Source organism: Paenibacillus sp. UNC217MF, from assembly GCF_000686865.1.
Lineage (GTDB): Bacteria > Bacillota > Bacilli > Paenibacillales > Paenibacillaceae > Paenibacillus_B > Paenibacillus_B suaedae.
Map to the genome: position 1 here is coordinate 320,007 of NZ_KK366029.1, position 17,318 is coordinate 337,324.

A 17,318-nucleotide genomic window follows, 5' to 3' on the forward strand; every position below is an offset into this window, starting at 1 on the left:
CAGTGAAAATCCTGCTCTCCAATTGTTACAATGAATGCACATATAGTCTTTCGGATTCAAAATACATGTTTACACACATGATTTGCCGCAGCACGTGCATTGGGGGAGAGAAGATGCAAATCATTCAAGGGACAGCCTTGCTGTTACTTGTCCTTTCTTTATTTAGTTTGTTCAGCTTCAAAGCACCTAACGGAATGAAGGCGATGGGAGCCTTGGCGAATGCTGCAGTTGCCAGCTTCTTGGTTGAAGCATTCCAGCGCTATGTTGGCGGCGATATGCTGCAGCTGGAATTTTTAAGAGAGGTAGGGGTGACAGCCGGCGGCATGGGAGGCGTGGCTGCCGCTGCACTGGTTTCTCTGGCAATGGGAGTGTCGCCTGTGTATGCGCTTATGCTGGGTGTTGCATGTGGCGGACAGGGGCTGCTTCCTGGCTTTATCGCGGGATACGTCGTCTCGTTCCTGGTTAAAGTATTCGAGCGGAAGGTGCCGGCGGGACTTGATCTTATCGCCTGTATTGTGGTCGCTGCGCCACTGGTGCGTTATTTGGCGAAGTTCATAAGTCCTATCGTAGATGCGACGCTGCTCAACATTGGCAGCATTATTTCGGCTACGGCTACCAATAATCCGATTATTATGGGCATTATTTTGGGTGGTGTGATTACAGTCGTTGCGACTGCACCACTTAGCTCCATGGCCTTAACGGCTATGCTCGGCTTAACAGGATTGCCGATGGCAATCGGAGCCTTGTCCGTAATGGGGTCATCATTTATGAACTTCGTGTTCTTCCATCGCATGAAGTTCGGTGACCGTCGTACAACACTTGCAGTCGCTATTGAACCACTGACACAAGCGGATCTGATCTCAGCCAACCCAATCCCGGTGTATGTCACGAACTTCATCGGGGGTGCAGCCGCTGGGGTGGTCGTGGCGCTCTTCGGGCTGGTCAATGATGCGACAGGGACTGCAACACCGATTGCGGGGCTTATGGTGATGTACGGTTTCAATGATCCTGTTAGGGTTACGATTACAGCCGTGTTATGTGCATTAGCCGGAGCTGGAGCAGGATTTCTTGGCTCGATTCTGTTCCGTCAGTATCCGATTCGTACGGTGGCTGAGGTTCGGGGCACACATCCTATTCAGGTTGATTCAACCAGTGAATCAGCAATATAAATCGGGGAGAAGCAGGATCATGATGACTTGAACACCCCCAATCTACAAGGCATGATATACGTTAATCAGGCGAGGGAGGAACTTGCGGATCTGATCGATTGAGAGTGTTTCCACATGGGAGACGCTCTTTTTCTTCTATATTCCCGTTTTTTTGTGTAAACTGAAAGGATACAGAATTTCGCGGATGCTTGCGATCGGACAGGTCTTGGAAGAGCATTGCCGCAGTAATGGAGGGTATTGACGTTGCAGCAACCGGACGTATCTGTGGACGACATCAACCGCTTAGCCGGTCAAATGAAGGAGCACTATTCGTACGCGACGCTGGAGCAGGGATGGCGCTATTACCGCAAGAATGCAGTATCCCATGTTCATGAGGACGCGGGAAAAGCTCGGGTAATCAGGGCTGAAGTGCATGAGACGGAACGCTATCATGTGAGCCTCCATATGAAACGTGTCGAGGCGAGTACTTGCACTTGCCGAACTGGGAATGAGTGCAAGCATAGGGCGGCGCTGTTCTTTCAATTATGCGAGGCAGCAGGGAAGAAGCCTGAACTGTACCTGTCTGATTTCCGTCAAGCCTTCATTGAGCTTGAGAGACAACGTACGGCTGCTCGCAAGCGTGAAAAACAGAAGGCCGAACGGGAACGCCGCGTTAGAGCGAGTCAGATGACCTTATCAGCAGATGCTTCCGCCAAGGACTGGCATCTCTTATTTCATAGAAAATACGCACGGCCGTTTACAGACTTCCAATCCTCTGTCGTGGATATTACCAAGTGGGTTAAGGAGCAGCTGTATCGTGACAGCGAAGCGATGGCTGAGCCGGTGCGGACGCTGCTGCGCATGCATGTGCAGTTGTTCTTGATTCAGCAATTGGCTGAGCGCTATACGCAAGCTGCACGAGGCTACCATTCTCGCGATATATCCGCGGATGATGCTGTTCGTCCTTGTATGGAGGAGCTTACAGAATTAAGCCGCCGCTTCGCAGGCTCAAAGCTACCAAAGGCCTTTAAGGAGCATCTTCGTCACTTAGGTGTCGTGGCAGAGCAGGTGGCGCTATCTGAAGAGGAGTCCCCTGTAGATAGACTAGCTGCCTTTGCACTCGTGTGGTCGGGGGTATTGAACGATCCCGAAGAGCTGCAGCTTGAGCGTACACGGCTTAAGGAGAGGTTGAAGCCGTTATCCGAGCTTCGTCCCCGCCTGCGTGATTCAATTCGGGTCGCGCTTATCCATATTGAATCGTTGCTTGGCTGTGACGAGGATGCAATCGCTCATGTGCATTCGCTTACTTTCTATAATGAACCTGAGCGCTTTGTACAGTATGCTAACGCTCGGATGCACAGTGGAGATCACGAGAAGCTGCTGATGTGGTTGAAGGCGCTGGCTCCGATGGTCAGCCAATCCCGCCAACGAGAGCATTTGGAACGGTATTGGATGTTGTGGAAACAGGCTTATGATGCACACGTAGGTATGCATCAAGAACTTGATTCGCTGTTGCTGGCACTGCTGCCTGGTATATACCCGTATCTGTCTTCTTTCCTCCTAGAGCAGGGAAGATATCGTGATTGGGCTGATATTCAGATCGCACGCCGCATATCGCCGGGGGAGGCAGATACGACTGAATGGAGGCAAGTCGCTGCCGCGGCGCCAGACATGCTGCTGCCGTTATATCATCAGGCCATTGAACGGCATATTGAGGAACGCAATCGCGATCAATACAGGATAGCGGTTACCTTGCTGCATGAGCTGCGTTCGATGTATGAACGCAAGGGCTCTCTTTCGACGTGGGAGAGGTACATGGATAACTTGCTGGAACGGTATTCTCGGTTAAGAGCATTTCAAGAAGAGTTGAGAGGAGGGGCACTGCTTACATGATCGAACAATCGCCTTGGAACGTGGAATGCTTGAGACGAAGCGACGGTACATTCCTGGTATTTCATAGTGGAATGAGGCGGGACGTGCGAACACTGAAGCATCTGTTGTTCGGTTGGCATGCTCCTTCCTTCTACGGCACGATGCTCCCTGTAGAGGGAGAGGGGCGTATTGAAGGGATTGTTGTTACCGCGGCTGAAATGCTGGAGGTGATAGCGATGACGCCGCACGTAGGTTGGACAGAGTTGAAATCAGGAGACAGCTTCCGCATTCTAAGTGAGACGGCTAAGCTGTATATGGCTCTGCTGCAAGAGGGGCGATATGAGCCGTCTTACGACAAATGGAAAGCGGGTGCATTCGGCTGGGAACTGCTGCTAAGCGAATCCGAGCAGAAGCAGCAGCGCGAATTGCTTCACCAAGCGCAACAGATCGAGCATCCCGAGCTTGTCCATTGGTTCGATGTGTTGATGACAGAACTGCTAACGGATAATCAGGAGCGAGACTCATTGCGCGCTGCCGCTCTGCGTGCACGCCCGGAACTGGAGGAGCTGCGCATTCCCCTGCAATCATCGCAGTGGACGGGGGAGCAAGATTGGCTCGAAATGATAGGCTGGACCCGAGATGAGACACCCTTCCGTGTTGTGCTTCGTATTGATGAGCCGGAACAGGACCGGATGCCTTGGGCGCTTCGCATCTTGCTGCAGGACAAGATGGATCCGAATGCTCTAATTGGATGCGTATTGAGCGAGTATAGGATTGATGGCGCGATCAGGAGCCAAGTGAAGGCAGCTGCTGGAGATTTCCCGGAAGAATGGAAGCCATTCCTCCAAGAAAGGCTGATTCGAGATATCGGAAAGGTGCTGCAAATCGCCCCTTGGCTTGAGGATTCCGGGGTTAGCCGGAAGCTTCTATTGGAGCAGCCGGAACACACCAGTATGCATGAGACAGAAGCAGGTTTGGAAACGAAGCAAGAAGATCAAGAGGACACAGAGAGCTGTTCTCTCCGATTGAAGCCGAAGCTTGGCGAAGAGGATGCTTGGCGCTTCTTAGCTGAGGGAAGCCTTCAGCTAGCAGAGGCTGGGTTCCGGGTCATTGTGCCTGCTTGGTGGCAGCGTGTGCGGCAGATGAGAACTCGGCTAAAAGCGAGGGTTCCTTCTTCCGCAGGTTCCTTCTCCGCTTCTGCGATGGGATTGAATCAGATGATTCAGTTCGATTGGAGACTCGCGGTAGGTGACGTGAACTTAAGTGAAGCGGAATTCCGTCAGCTCATCGAACAAGATCGCAGGCTGGTTCAACTCCATGGCCAATGGATTCAATTGAATCCGGATGACGTGAAGGAAATTCGCCGCTTGATGAAGCAAGTCGATGGCGGTGGGATGACATTCGGCGAGGTGCTTGAGCATCATATGGCCATGGAACGGAAGCGTCTGGAGGAAGGGCTGCTGGATGAAGATATTGAGCGTGACAATAGCCTACAGCTTGAACTGGAACTGAATGAGCAGTTGCAGCATTGGCTAGGCATGCTTCAGCATCATGAATCGATCCCGCCTAGTGAGTTGCCGGTAGGATTGCAGGGAACACTGCGGAAGTATCAGGCTGATGGATACTCTTGGCTAATGTTCCTTCGTCAATTCGGCCTTGGCGCCTGTCTTGCGGATGATATGGGGCTTGGCAAGACGATACAATGGATAGCCTATGTTCTGAGAGTAAAGGAAATAGAACCAGCGTCGGGAGCTTCTCTATTGATATGTCCAACCTCGCTCATTGGGAACTGGCAGAGAGAGTTGGAACGATTTGCGCCGGATGTTCGAGTGTATTTGCATTATGGTGCTGACCGAATTCGGGATGAGCGATTTGCAGAGGAGATTCGCATGGCTGATGTGGTCATCACAACATACACGTTGGCCTTGATGGATCGTGAGTTATTATGGCCAATCATGTGGAACTCGCTATGCTTGGATGAGGCGCAAAACATTAAGAACCCTTATGCGAAGCAGTCTGCGGCCATTCGGAAGCTGCGCGCGAAGCACCGGATTGCCTTGACCGGTACGCCAATGGAGAATCATTTGACGGAGCTGTGGTCGATCTTTGATTTCGTAAATCCAGGATATTTGGGTACGTTGGCACAATTCCGAAGAACGTACGTGAATCCGATCGAACGCAGTCGAGATGCAGAGTGGACGAAGCTTGTGCAGCGACTAGTGCAGCCATTTCTGCTGCGCAGGCTGAAGCGGGATCCTGAGATTCAGCTTGACTTGCCGGATAAGAATGAATCGAAGGTCTACGTTCCTCTGACCGCGGAGCAAGCTTCGGTGTATGAGCAGACGCTGCAGACACTGTTCGATGATCTGGATCGACTCGATCCAATGGAACGAAGGGGCAGAGTACTCACTGCGTTGACGAAGCTGAAGCAGGTATGCAATCATCCATCACTTGTGCTGCGAGACCGAGTATCTGGACGGGATTCCGCTCGTTCAGGCAAACTGACACGCCTGCTAGAGATGCTGGATGAGCTGCAGTCGACGGGAGAGCGGAGTCTCATCTTCACACAGTATGCTGAGACGGGCAAGCTGTTGCAAGAGGTGCTGGAGCGAAACATGAAGGAGACCGTTCCGTTTCTGCATGGCAGTGTACCGAAGGCAGAACGGGATCGCATGGTTCAGCGCTTTCAGGACGAGTCACTTCCAGCAGAAGAACGTCCGCGCATCTTCATTCTGTCGCTAAAGGCTGGTGGAACGGGACTGAATTTGACAGCTGCCAATCATGTGTTCCATTACGACCGCTGGTGGAACCCAGCGGTGGAGAATCAGGCTTCCGACCGGGCATACCGTATTGGGCAGACGCGGAATGTGCAGGTGTATAAGTTGATTGCACTCGGCACGTTGGAAGAGCGAATTGACGATATGATTGAGCAGAAGCAAACTTTGAATGAGCAGGTAATTGGCGGTGGAGAGAAGTGGATTACAGAGCTGTCCCCAACCGAACTGAGAGAGTTGTTCGCCTTAAGGCGGCATGTCATGGAGTAAGGGATTTGTCCTCATTCTTCTGCGTGGAATGGTCTGCATAATTTTTCTAATTATACAGACAATAATGTCCATGAGGAGGATGATGGACATGTGCAGGAGACTCTCGATTTCCGCTAATCTATCAGAGATTGAATGGGCATTTGGAATTGAGCAGGTGCTCTACCCCTATCAACGGCGCTTCAACATTAGTCCGACGCAGACGGTGCCGGCTATTAGGGAGCTTGAGGGTAGACGTGTGTTGGATGAATACCGGTGGGGGATGGTACCCTTCTGGGGCAAGGATTCACTGAATGCTGATATTTATTCCATTCATACGAATTCAGCATACTGGAAGCTGACAGAGCGACAGCGGTGCATCATTCCGTGCAGCGGGCTCTATTATTGGCGGCAGGAAGGCAAAAAGAGTTACCCCGTTCATGTGGTGCTTCGCAAGCAAGGGATCTTCGGCGTAGCGGGATTGTACGAAGTATGGCGCGACGCACAAGGGAGAGTGCAGCAGACTTGTACGCTGCTAATGGCGCGTTCCAATGAGCTAATTGCGGAATTCGAGACACGTATGCCAGCTATATTGGATCCAGAGGAGGCCGATGCGTGGCTTCGCCCAGTCTCGACTGAGATTGAGGCGCTTGCCAGACAACTGAGGCCCTATGCTTCGGAACGGATGAGACTGTACCCGGTTACTTCGCTGATTGAGAATGAGCATTATGATCATTCGGACTGCATTCAGGAATTGGATGTAAGGCTTGGTCGAGTTAAGGCCTGACAGCAGGGGGAAATAGGGTGTCTGCTGACGGTTCAGGATGCAGATGAACAATATCGCAAGAAACAACAAGGAACAATGCTCTTTGTTCAGCCTTGACTCGAACAATCGGGTCGAGGCTGTTTTGCTGTACTGCACTTATGGTCAAGTGGTTGCAGCTTGACATAGAGATACAGCTGGTATAGGATAACTTCTCCCTTTTATGTATGGTGAGCATGCTATAATAGCTTTTACAACTGAAGTTCGGTGAGTGAATTGGGGAGAGGGGAGATTTCCATGCAGCGTAAGCCTTACCCGGAATGGTCATGGTCGCCGTCGCGTCATGTGCTGTTCGAAGAGTGCAGACGCAAGTATTTCTATCATTATTATGCCTCGCACAATGGATGGTTTCGAGATGCGCAGCCATTGGCAAGGCAGGCCTATCAGCTGAAGCAAATGACCAACCTGCATCTTGTATTCGGAGAAGCGATGCATAAGATGGCAGAGGCTGTATTGATGCAGATGAACCAATCCAGTCGGGTGATGGACGCTGAGGACATCGTTCGGCGAGTACGAAACTTGTTGAATCAGGCGTATACGGACTCGCTTGACGTGGAGGCATGGAGAGAACTTCCGAAGCAGCGCACAATGCTGCATGAAATGTACTATGGCAAACAACTGCCAGCCCGTACCATTGAAACGATTAAGGCTCGGATCCCGATACTGGCCGACCGTTTTCTGAACAGTCTCAGTGTGCAGCATTTTAGACAAGATTCGGGTGTCCGGCTTATGGAACTGGAACGCTTAAATACAATATTGTTAGCAGATACGAAAGTATATGTGAAGCTGGATGTCATGTTCCGTCAGGATGATCAGTACATTATTGTAGATTGGAAGACGGGGCAGGAGGATGAGCGCAATAAGACGCAGCTGCGCCTGTATGGATTATATGTGCACCGGGTGTACGGGGTTCCCTATGAGAAGCTTGATATTCGTACAGAGTATCTACTCAGCGGCAGCTGTGTAGAAGATCATGTACATGAAGAAGAGATGGAAGAGTTAGAGCGCCACGTCATAGATAGCATGCTGCTCATGCGTGACTACTTGGAGGAGCCGCTCCGCAATCAGCCGCTCTCGATTGAAGCATTCGAGCCGACCGAAGAGACTAGACGTTGTCGTCGTTGCCCTTTTTTGGAGATATGCGAATACGGGAACCGTAATGAGGCCGTATCGTAGCCATATGAATATAGACGCTTCCATCTCCACCAGTATAGTGGTTTTGGAAGCGTCTTTGCATTTTTTGTGGAAGACGTACCTGTTTGCTACTGACGAATACGAATTGGGGCAGTCTGTGAGATGAGTGATTTTAAGGTGTAAATTGGTCTAGAATGTTCTGTTTATTATTGACGAAAAGAGGCAGTTATTCTTGAAATAGAAGCAGCATGTGAGAGGGTTGAGGCTAGGTAGGAGCGTATTTTGGCAGAACATTAAAATAATCGTTTGAATTTATGAATGGAACCGTGTATACTACAACTACAGAAACATTCAAACATTCGTTTGATTATTGTAATGATTACGATTAAGCAGATAAAGCACCTTCAATGCAATCATTCGGAATTAACGTGCTTAATCTTCAAGGAAATTAACAACAATATAGGTAATGAGGTGAATGCAATGGTTGCACAACGTTCAACGGAAGATCTGGAGAACATTCAATCGCATACGCTCGATAAAGAAGATGTATGTGAAATTGTATGTTATGACGCTGTTAAAATTAATGCTTTAAAGGGTCGGGTTGAAGACAACGAGGTACAGGGCATGGCTCAAATGTTCAAGGCGTTATCTGATCCGACACGGATGAAAATGGCATGCTTGCTGGATGAAGGGGAAGAGTTGTGCGTATGCGACATGGCGATATTGACAGGCCAATCGATTGCGACAACTTCACATCACTTGCGAGTGATGAAGAATCTAGGCATCGCGAAATCACGCAAGGATGGTAAAAATGTGTTTTACACCTTGAGTGACCATCATATTCGGTTGCTCGTTCGAATGACACTAGAACACTTGAGAGAGGAGCATTGTCATGACGACGCGGAGCACAGAAAAGGCTGATGAACGAATTGCATATCGGGTGCATGGATTGTCGTGCGGCAACTGCGCTAGGGAAATGGAAGGCGAGATTCGCCGGTTGAAGCATGGCGAGGATGCCACATTAAGCTATAACAGCGGTACACTCAAGATGAGCAAGGACATTGATGTGGCTGCCGTAAAACGGATATTGCGTACAGATGGCGCCAAGCTGGTCGAATCAGGCGGAGGAGCTGCTGCAAGTGCTGCAAGTGCTCCAGTCCAAGGTCACATACAATGCGCTTGTGACGGTCATGACCATGAGCATTCCCACGAGGGGCATAGCCATGCAGGACATTCGCACAGTCATTCCCATAGCCACTCAGGTGGCAAGGCGCATCAACATGACCATGGCCACGGAGCCGAGGGCCATGGACACGATCACAGTCATGGGGATATGAATCGAATGAAGTGGCTGCTGGGCATCTCAGGCTTGCTCTATGTTGCAACATTTATTTTAGATAGCTCGCTGCCGAACGGCGTTCTGATAGGCATGTATCTGCTCGCGATGCTGCTTAGTGGATATGGCACCTTCATGAAGGGACTTCGCAATCTGCTGCGGCTGCGCTTCAATATGGACACTTTAATGACCGTGGCGCTTACCGGGGCAGTTGTTATCGGAGAATGGAAGGAAGCAACACTCGTTGCCATCTTGTTCGGATTGAATGAGATGCTGGAAGGCTACGGCATGGAGCGTGCTCGCCAGTCAATGGAAGCTCTGCTGGCGGTAGCTCCGAAGCAGGCAACTGTACTCCGCGATGGGCAAAGTATAACCATTCCGATTGAACAGCTCGTTGCAGGAGACATTGTACTCGTTCGGCCGGGTGAGAAAATTCCTTCAGACGGTACGGTCGTTGAGGGGAACAGTGCTGTAAACGAAGCAGCCATCACTGGTGAATCGCTGCCGGTAGCCAAAGCGGCTAACGATGTTGTGTTCGGGGGCAGTGTGAACACGGACGGCATTTTGAAGGTTCGTATTGATAAAGCCTATGAAGATTCCTCATTGGCAAAGATTTTGCATCTTGTGCAGGAAGCTCAGGATACGAAGACGCCAACAGAGTTGTTCATCGATCGATTCGCTCGTATCTATACGCCAATTATCATGATTATTGCAGCACTAGTAATGCTTGTGCCTCCTCTTCTTATGGGTGGAGAGTGGTATAAATGGTTCTATCAAGGGCTTGCTGTTCTTATCGTCGGATGTCCATGTGCACTTATTCTTTCATCGCCAATTGCAATCGTCAGCGGAATTACACGCAACGCTCGCAACGGAATTCTGATCAAGGGCGGCGTCCATTTGGAGCAGCTTGGCAAGATTGAAGCACTGGCTTTTGACAAGACGGGTACGTTGACGAAGGGAGAACCTGCTGTACAAGATGAGGCAATTTATGATGAAGAACGCTTCTACCGCGTAGCTGGTTCTATTGAACAGGCTTCTCTTCATCCACTTGCGAAAGCTGTTATGCGTCATTTGGAGGCCAAGGGACGCACTTCCTTCGAAGAACCTACGCATAGTGAGACCATACCGGGAGAAGGCATACGGGCTGAAATCAACGGTGCTGTATACTGGGTAGGCAGCGAACGCGTCATTGATAAGCTGCAAGGCGGTTCTGCTGATCGCGTACAGCAGGCGCGAGAGGCTGCAGAGCAGATGAAATCACGTGGATTAACCTTGGTAGTGGTTGTGTCTGAACAAGATGGTGAGCCGCTGGGTGTGTTCGGATTGGCAGATGAGATTCGTGAAGAGAGTAAACGGACGATAGCAGCACTGCACGCCGCTGGGGTGAAGCATACGGTCATGCTGACTGGCGACCACGCTCAATCTGCGGAGCAAGTAGCGAAGAGCGTAGGCGTGACAGACTGGTATGCGCAATTGTTGCCACAACAGAAGGTCGACAAGATTAAGGAGCTTGGCAAAAAGTATCCGGTCGCCATGGTGGGTGACGGCATTAACGATGCACCTGCACTTGCTTCAGCTAGTCTAGGTATTGCGATGGGCAAAGGAACGGACAGTGCCGTTGAGACGGCAGATATCGTCCTGATGCAAGATCATCTTGGCAAGCTGCCAAGCGCCATTCGAATCTCGCATAAGGTCAACCGTATCGTACGCTGGAACATCGGACTTGCGCTGGGACTGAAGATCATTGCTCTGCTGCTTACGATTCCAGGTTGGCTGACACTCTGGATTGCCATCCTATCCGATATGGGAGCAACCATTGTAGTTACCTTGCTCGGTATGACGGTACTCCTTGGACGGGATCGTGAGGAATAACGTGAGAGATTGCTTTTATTGAAAAAAGTAAACACCAGAAACCGTATATACCGCCTGTCTTCTCCATTTTCGGAGGGGCAGGCGGTTTTTTGTAATTGAGGGTCTCTCTTACAAGCTTCTGGATGCGCGTGAGGCGAAATTTTTCTCAAATAGAAGATAGTTGTTGTCGGTTCTTCCTTGGTACACAAAGCCTGCCCCTCGATAGAATGATTCCAGTGCGGCAACACCAGCAAGGCAGTCGAGCCGGATGTTGTACTTGTCTGGGAAATCAATACCGCTCTCGACCCAGGCCAATATGTCACGTCCGATCCCTTGACCCGCATAATGGCGGTTCACAGCCAGTCGGTGCACATATACAGCATCCTCCAATGAATCATCCCCCCACAGCGTACGATCCCAAGGACTTGGCGTTGTTAACAGCATCACCATACCAGCAAGCTGCTCTTCCTGTTTGAACAGGAAGACATCGCCGTTCAAAATTGCGTTTGCAGTCTGGTGAGAGTCTTGTCCCTCAAGCAATGGATTCCATTGCGTAGAGCCTTGTTCGTGAAGCCATCGTGCAGTATTATGCAGCAACGCCATCACGGCTTCCGTGTCAGATGGAAGTGCGCGAACGACGCGGAGCCCGTTAGGCAATGACTGATTTCGAATCAACCCTTTATTCACAACAATACCCCTCCATTTTTACGCCCTATGTCCATAATAGTTATTCGTGCTAAGGCGGTAATTATATTGAAGCTATTGTATCGCATCAACCTCGATTTTTGCACTGCTGATACGGAACACGGAAGCAGAAGCATTTCTAGAGTAAGAATGGGATCAGTCGGGCATCCTTACAAGATATGGATGGAGCAACTGGAGGTATATGTTCATGAATGAGGCATGGATGCCAGCACGGCAGATGAATAACAGGGATACAAGACAGAATAGGGATGCTGCGATGGCTGCGCAGAATGGGAGCATGGGAAATCGAAAATATGTCATGCGAGCGATATGCTGGGGAGTACTATTCTCATGCTTGCTGCTAGCAGGATGTGGATCTACGATGACCGTCTCCTCGGGGGAAGCAGCGTTTTATGCTGGAGAGCCATTGGTTAGTGAACAGGCAGTGCATTCCCCTTGGATCGCAACGAAAAATATGACCCGAATCAATACAGATGATCATGTGAAGGCAGCTGTCACCATATCTCGCACAGTATGGCCTGGGCACATCGATGAGCAGCGACCGAATGGCGTCGTGCTTGTGCCTGATGAGCAGTGGGCGACTGCGATGGCTGCGGCTGATTTGATTCATTTCCCTAACAATGGCCCTCTTCTCTATATCAAGACAGATCGATTGCCAGAGGAGACACGAGCAGAATTGCAGCGCTTGAAGCCTAAGGGAGCTCCTGATAATAAAGGGGTTCAAGTTATCGTTGTAGGCAAGGTAGATGGGGCAGTTATAAATGAAGTCAAGAAGCTCGGATTCAAGATGGACGTTATTGCTGGGGGTAAGCCGGCAGAAGTGGCGGCAGCGATTGATGATTATTATGCTAGAGTGAGCAAGGAGCGGCCGATGTCGGTAATAATCGTCTCCTCAGATGAACCAGCTTATGCACTGCCTGCGGTCAATTGGATTGCACATATGCAGGAGCCTGTCTTGTATGTGAATAAGCAGGGAATTCCACAGGCTACGGCTGATGCGCTTGCCAAGCGCCGCAAGAAGGCGGTTATGTATATTCTTGGCTCGGAGAACATTATTCCACGGGAAGTGACCGATGAACTTGCAGTGTTCGGAAGGGTAGAGCGGATTGCTGCTGCGACGCCAGTCGAGCAGGCAATTGCCTTTGCGCAGTATAAGGACAAGAAAACGGGGTTCGGGTGGGGAATAACCACGCCAGGCCACAATTTCTCCTTCGTGAAGGAAGGAAATGAGTGGCTGGCGATCGCACAAGCCCCTTTTGCGCATCTGGGCAAACATGCCCCGCTGCTCTGGGTACAGGGGGATCAGGTGCCAATGGCGGTGTATGACTATGTGCAGTCGATCAGACCCTATTACGAGCATAGTCCAGTAGAAGGGCCATATAATGCAGCCTGGTTAACAGGAGCGGAAATGTCCGTTGTCCCACGAATTCAAAGTGAGCTGGATGCTTTGCTTGAAATTCAAGCGAGGAGCGGGGCAGGACACGGATCTACGCATCATCACAGTGCGTGATTCAGAATAACGCAGCATGCAAGCTTCCTTTCCCGACGCTGATTGTGTTTCGGAAGGAAGCTTGTTATATACGGAACGTTAGCGGGATAATGTGCAGGTACACGTTGACAAGCTATTCAAGGAGGTTGTTATCTTGCCCTCAGTTGTTGTAACATGCTGGGTGATTTCAAGTTGGTTGAGACGGCTTACTAGCTACAATTCGGAGCCGCTTATAATCGCCAGTCCACTCACCGTTATGATACAGAGCAGGTCGGCATTTTGCTTGAACCAATTCCATAAAGTCTGGAATATCCGCCGATGATAAGGATGAAGTAAAATCATGTGTGAAGGCATGGAGCCAATGAAGCAGACCGCTCTCGCCGTCAGTTAATAACGTGGGGCGTTCGAAGTGAATCGCAGAGGTGACTTGAAATCCGGCCTGCTCAAGAACAGTACTGTATTCGCCAATAGTCGGATAATACCAGGGATGAAGCGGCTTCGGATCGATACCGAAGTATTGCTCTAGAACCTCCTCGATGGCTCGGACAATGACTTCGACATTCCCTTTGCCTCCAAGCTCTGCGACGAAGCGCCCGCCAGGACGGAGAGCGGTGTAGATATGGCGTGCGGCTGCTTCAGGCTTCTTTACCCAGTGGAGGGCGGCGTTCGATAATGCGGCATCAAATGATCCTGCGTAATGTCCGGGGCATTCGGCGGTGATATCCATGGGGATGAAGGTGAGGGAGGGATATTTGTTACGTGCCTGCTCAATCATGTTGACGGATTGGTCGATTCCGACTACTCTGGCCCCTGCCTCTGCCATGTTAGCTGCCAAATCGCCCGTCCCGCATCCCACATCAAGAATTCTCTCTCCTGGCTGTGGCGAGAGCCATCCTACTACATCTGTGCCATACTGCGATACGAATTGAAGCTTGCTGTCATACAGTACAGGATTCCAATGATGATCGGTTGACATTAGGCAACGCCTCCTCTTTTGTTACTTTCGATAGGATTGATCCACTTCAATTAGTATGACAGATGGGATGTATATAGGTGAAATATATAATATCTATATACTTTATAGTTTTTAATTATTAAAAGACCAGGTTGTTGCTAAGTGATGGCAATCTTTGATAAATAATCTTTCATTTTGCACAAAAGAAATGGAAAAATGGACGGCTTTCCATTACATTTAAGGAAGGTGAAAAAAAGTTAGAAGAGGTGAATAGATTGGGTAAATCTTCAAAATCCAAACGTGCGAAGCAGCCTGGTCAGACTAGACCTTCAACTTCAGCATCCACTGCTGGACAATCCCGGCCAACGTCAGCTTCACGCAGCAATAAAAAGCGTAATGACCGCATCTTCATGTTCATGATTCCTGTAGCCATTGTGGTTCTGCTCGGACTTATATTTGTATTGAACAAGCAAGGGGAGCAGATCAAGCAGGATGAGGTCTTGAACAGACCTGCCGTTCAGTTCGATCTGACTGGACAGCCGACACTTGGTTCTACAGAGGCGAAGGTGTCAATTGTCGAATTCGGTGATTACAAATGCCCTGCATGTAAGGACTGGGAAGAAACGGTGTTCCCGCAGTTGAAGAAGGACTTTATCGATACGGGAAAAGTGAAGTTCACCTTCATTAATTACCCGTTCATTGACAACTCCTATTTAGCGGCGAATGCAGCAGAGGAAGTGTTCCGTCAGAAGCCGGAAGCATTCTGGCCTTATCATGAGGCAATTTATCATGCGCAGGGCAAAGAGCAAGACAATTGGGTGACAACCCCATTGCTCGTAGACTTAGCCAAGCAGGTGTCGCCAGACATCGATGTAGCGAAGTTGGAAGATGCAATTGAGAAGCAGGCGCACAAAGACGCTATCGCGCAGGATTTGAAGTTAAAGGATCTTGCGAAGGTATCAGGTACGCCATCTGTGTATGTGAATGGCAAAGAGTTTACAGGTCAATGGGACAGCTACAGTGAATTGAAAGCGTTCATCGAGAACGTATTAAATGAAGCGAAATAGCATCTACAACGAGTATACAAGCGGTAAGTGATTCGTTCGTTAATAGTGTTATTCTTTTAAATCAGGAGGTAATGATATATGTCTGTAATCCGGCGTTATGCATTATATGTTGCTTGGATCATCTCCCTGATTGCAACTTGTGGAAGCTTGTATATGAGTGAACTATTGTTGTGGGAACCGTGCAAATTGTGTTGGGTTCAGCGGATATTCATGTATCCGCTCGTCCTTGTGCTGGGGATTGCCGCATACCGCAATGACCGCAGTATCGTTCGGTATACACTCCCGCTATCGATTATCGGCGGGTCAGTATCAACCTATCATTATTTGCTGCAGAAGGTACCGGGGATGGCAAGCTTAACTCCTTGCCGCTCTGGGGTTCCGTGTAATTACGATTATATGGAAGGCTGGATTACAATTCCGTTGTTGGCGTTTATTGCATTTCTACTCATCACGATTCTGCTGATCATCGCACGCAAAAACGAGCCAGAGGAATAAGGCGTAGGGTTGTCGACGAGGTGGGGGAGAAGGAAATGATGAAATTCGGATTGCAAATGAAAATGGTAGTTGGCATGCTGGTGGTGTCGGGCGTTACCTATGCGACAAGCGGATTTTTCATCTTCGTGCTGAAGCCGTACTTAGCACCGGGAATGAATGAACTGTTGTATGACGGCATCATCTTCATGCTCGGCATATTCTGGACCTGCTTGCTAGGTTGGCTTGCAGCACGTCTCATTGTGAAGCCGATTATTCAATTGACGAAGGCGGCAGACGAGGCGGCGCAGGGAAAGTTGAATGTGAGCCTACCGTCGTACCATTTCCATGATGAGGTCAATGTTCTGATTGCTTCTTTTGGCCAAATGGTACGCAATTTGCAGCATATGATTACGGAAATTAAAAGCAGTGTTGATATTACGACGCAAAATACTTCAACATTAAGCGGTGCCATGACTCAAGCTGCTCACCAGATCGAACAAATCTCCTGCGCGGCTGACGAGATGAATCGCGGAGCGGAGCAGCAGGCGATGTGGACTGCCTCAGCAGCTGAATCGGTGGAACAGATTCACGCCTCAGCTGCTGCCGTTCAGGCAAGAGCGGAAGAGACGGAGCGTATGACTCAAGATATGCTCGGAACGCTTGCAGACAGTGAGGAGATGTTGAAGTCGATCATTGATGGCATGCTGATGGCGGCTGAATCTGGACAGGCCTCGATAGACACGGTACAGCGGCTCAGCGAGCAGGCGGAACAGATTGGAGATATTTCGACTACGGTGCGAGAAATTGCTGATCAGACGCATTTGCTTGCCCTGAATGCTTCGATTGAAGCGGCTAGAGCAGGAGAGCATGGTGCTGGATTTGCCGTCATCGCATCCCAAGTTCGGAAGCTGGCGGAGCAGAGTGCTTCTGCGGTGAATAATATTAATGACCGCATCGTTCTGATGCAGTCTCAGGTGGAGCAGGCTGTTCGCTTGATTACGAAGCAAGTCGACATCGTAAGTGTTGAAGCGGCGAAGAAGGATGAAGCTGCAAATGCCCTGAGTGCTATCGCACATGTAACGAAGCAGGCTTCGAAGGCCGTTCATGATATTGCAAGTGAAGTAGAGCAGCAGACAGAGCGCTTCGCAACTACGCTGGAGCAGACACGGAGGATGGCTTCCATTGTCAATGAGATGGCGGAAGGCACTCGTCAGGTAGCGAGTGCGACACAAGAACAGACAGCTGTCATGGAAGAAATGGCTGCCTCCTCTGATGTGCTACGAGATCAAGCGACTCGTTTGCAGGCGCAGACATCGGCATTTAAGAATTAAAATAGGAAATAATCTAATTAATGGCAATTGAACGTAGACTTGCATCAGCCAAATGGATGCAAGTCTTTTCTTGTGACATTTGTTCATAAACTGGTATGTAAAATACATGTTCA

13 protein-coding genes are annotated in these 17,318 nt (G+C 49.8%); 11 read left to right on the forward strand and 2 right to left on the reverse strand.

Annotated features, from left to right (window positions below):
* Positions 1–113: 113 nt before the first annotated feature.
* The 7 genes from BP95_RS0125795 to BP95_RS0125825 all read left to right on the forward strand — a co-directional run bounded on the left by BP95_RS0125795 (position 114) and on the right by BP95_RS0125825 (position 11,205).
* On the forward strand, positions 114–1,169 hold the full coding sequence (locus tag BP95_RS0125795) for a PTS sugar transporter subunit IIC (RefSeq protein ID WP_021256200.1): 1,056 nt from the start codon (positions 114–116) through the stop codon (positions 1,167–1,169).
* Positions 1,170–1,412: 243 nt separating this feature from the next.
* On the forward strand, positions 1,413–3,041 hold the full coding sequence (locus BP95_RS0125800; RefSeq protein ID WP_028533573.1) for an SWIM zinc finger family protein: 1,629 nt from the start codon (positions 1,413–1,415) through the stop codon (positions 3,039–3,041).
* Positions 3,038–6,064 (forward strand): DEAD/DEAH box helicase, encoded by a 3,027-nt coding sequence (locus tag BP95_RS0125805; protein WP_028533574.1) that lies wholly within the window; start codon positions 3,038–3,040, stop codon positions 6,062–6,064. The genes BP95_RS0125800 and BP95_RS0125805 overlap by 4 nt, the downstream gene beginning before the upstream one ends.
* 88 nt (positions 6,065–6,152) lie before the next feature.
* The gene (locus BP95_RS0125810) at positions 6,153–6,827 is read left to right on the forward strand and encodes an SOS response-associated peptidase (RefSeq protein WP_028533575.1); all 675 of its coding nucleotides are present in this window, start codon (positions 6,153–6,155) and stop codon (positions 6,825–6,827) included.
* 273 nt (positions 6,828–7,100) lie between these two features.
* Positions 7,101–8,039 carry a PD-(D/E)XK nuclease family protein gene (locus tag BP95_RS0125815; protein WP_021256196.1) on the forward strand — a complete coding sequence of 313 codons (939 nt, stop codon included), beginning with the start codon at positions 7,101–7,103 and terminating at the stop codon, positions 8,037–8,039.
* A gap of 438 nt (positions 8,040–8,477) precedes the next feature.
* Complete coding sequence (locus BP95_RS0125820; protein WP_036592279.1) at positions 8,478–8,918, forward strand: ArsR/SmtB family transcription factor; 441 nt, start codon at positions 8,478–8,480, stop codon at positions 8,916–8,918.
* Positions 8,890–11,205: a heavy metal translocating P-type ATPase gene (locus BP95_RS0125825; protein WP_028533577.1), complete on the forward strand. Its 2,316-nt coding sequence runs from the start codon at positions 8,890–8,892 to the stop codon at positions 11,203–11,205. Before BP95_RS0125820 ends, BP95_RS0125825 begins: the two co-directional genes overlap by 29 nt.
* Positions 11,206–11,313: 108 nt before the next feature.
* Here the strand turns inward: BP95_RS0125825 and BP95_RS0125830 are convergent, their stop codons facing one another.
* A complete protein-coding gene (locus tag BP95_RS0125830) occupies positions 11,314–11,871 on the reverse strand; it encodes a GNAT family N-acetyltransferase (protein ID WP_021256193.1) in 558 nt (185 codons plus the stop codon).
* A gap of 205 nt (positions 11,872–12,076) precedes the next feature.
* On the opposite strand from BP95_RS0125830, the gene BP95_RS0125835 reads away from it, so the two are divergent.
* On the forward strand, positions 12,077–13,399 hold the full coding sequence (locus tag BP95_RS0125835; RefSeq protein ID WP_028533578.1) for a cell wall-binding repeat-containing protein: 1,323 nt from the start codon (positions 12,077–12,079) through the stop codon (positions 13,397–13,399).
* Positions 13,400–13,565: 166 nt separating this feature from the next.
* Here BP95_RS0125835 and BP95_RS0125840 read toward each other — a convergent pair whose 3' ends face one another.
* Entirely contained in the window at positions 13,566–14,354 is a 789-nt protein-coding gene (locus BP95_RS0125840; protein WP_028533579.1) for a class I SAM-dependent methyltransferase, read from the reverse strand.
* 245 nt (positions 14,355–14,599) lie between these two features.
* On the opposite strand from BP95_RS0125840, the gene BP95_RS0125845 reads away from it, so the two are divergent.
* The 3 genes from BP95_RS0125845 to BP95_RS0125855 all read left to right on the forward strand — a co-directional run bounded on the left by BP95_RS0125845 (position 14,600) and on the right by BP95_RS0125855 (position 17,205).
* Positions 14,600–15,400 carry a DsbA family protein gene (locus BP95_RS0125845; RefSeq protein WP_231515200.1) on the forward strand — a complete coding sequence of 267 codons (801 nt, stop codon included), beginning with the start codon at positions 14,600–14,602 and terminating at the stop codon, positions 15,398–15,400.
* A 78-nt stretch (positions 15,401–15,478) separates the two neighbouring features.
* The gene (locus tag BP95_RS0125850; protein WP_021256189.1) at positions 15,479–15,895 is read left to right on the forward strand and encodes a disulfide oxidoreductase; all 417 of its coding nucleotides are present in this window, start codon (positions 15,479–15,481) and stop codon (positions 15,893–15,895) included.
* Positions 15,896–15,930: 35 nt separating this feature from the next.
* On the forward strand, positions 15,931–17,205 hold the full coding sequence (locus BP95_RS0125855) for a methyl-accepting chemotaxis protein (RefSeq protein ID WP_021256188.1): 1,275 nt from the start codon (positions 15,931–15,933) through the stop codon (positions 17,203–17,205).
* Positions 17,206–17,318: the final 113 nt, after the last annotated feature.

Coding starts and splice junctions, on each gene's coding strand:
- BP95_RS0125795 (WP_021256200.1), top strand. CDS start 114: ATGCAAATCATTCAAGGGACAGCCTTGCTGTTACTTGTCCTTTCTTTA.
- BP95_RS0125805 (WP_028533574.1), top strand. CDS start 3,038: ATGATCGAACAATCGCCTTGGAACGTGGAATGCTTGAGACGAAGCGAC.
- BP95_RS0125810 (WP_028533575.1), top strand. CDS start 6,153: ATGTGCAGGAGACTCTCGATTTCCGCTAATCTATCAGAGATTGAATGG.
- BP95_RS0125815 (WP_021256196.1), top strand. CDS start 7,101: ATGCAGCGTAAGCCTTACCCGGAATGGTCATGGTCGCCGTCGCGTCAT.
- BP95_RS0125820 (WP_036592279.1), top strand. CDS start 8,478: ATGGTTGCACAACGTTCAACGGAAGATCTGGAGAACATTCAATCGCAT.
- BP95_RS0125825 (WP_028533577.1), top strand. CDS start 8,890: ATGACGACGCGGAGCACAGAAAAGGCTGATGAACGAATTGCATATCGG.
- BP95_RS0125835 (WP_028533578.1), top strand. CDS start 12,077: ATGAATGAGGCATGGATGCCAGCACGGCAGATGAATAACAGGGATACA.
- BP95_RS0125840 (WP_028533579.1), bottom strand. CDS start 14,354: ATGTCAACCGATCATCATTGGAATCCTGTACTGTATGACAGCAAGCTT.
- BP95_RS0125850 (WP_021256189.1), top strand. CDS start 15,479: ATGTCTGTAATCCGGCGTTATGCATTATATGTTGCTTGGATCATCTCC.
- BP95_RS0125855 (WP_021256188.1), top strand. CDS start 15,931: ATGATGAAATTCGGATTGCAAATGAAAATGGTAGTTGGCATGCTGGTG.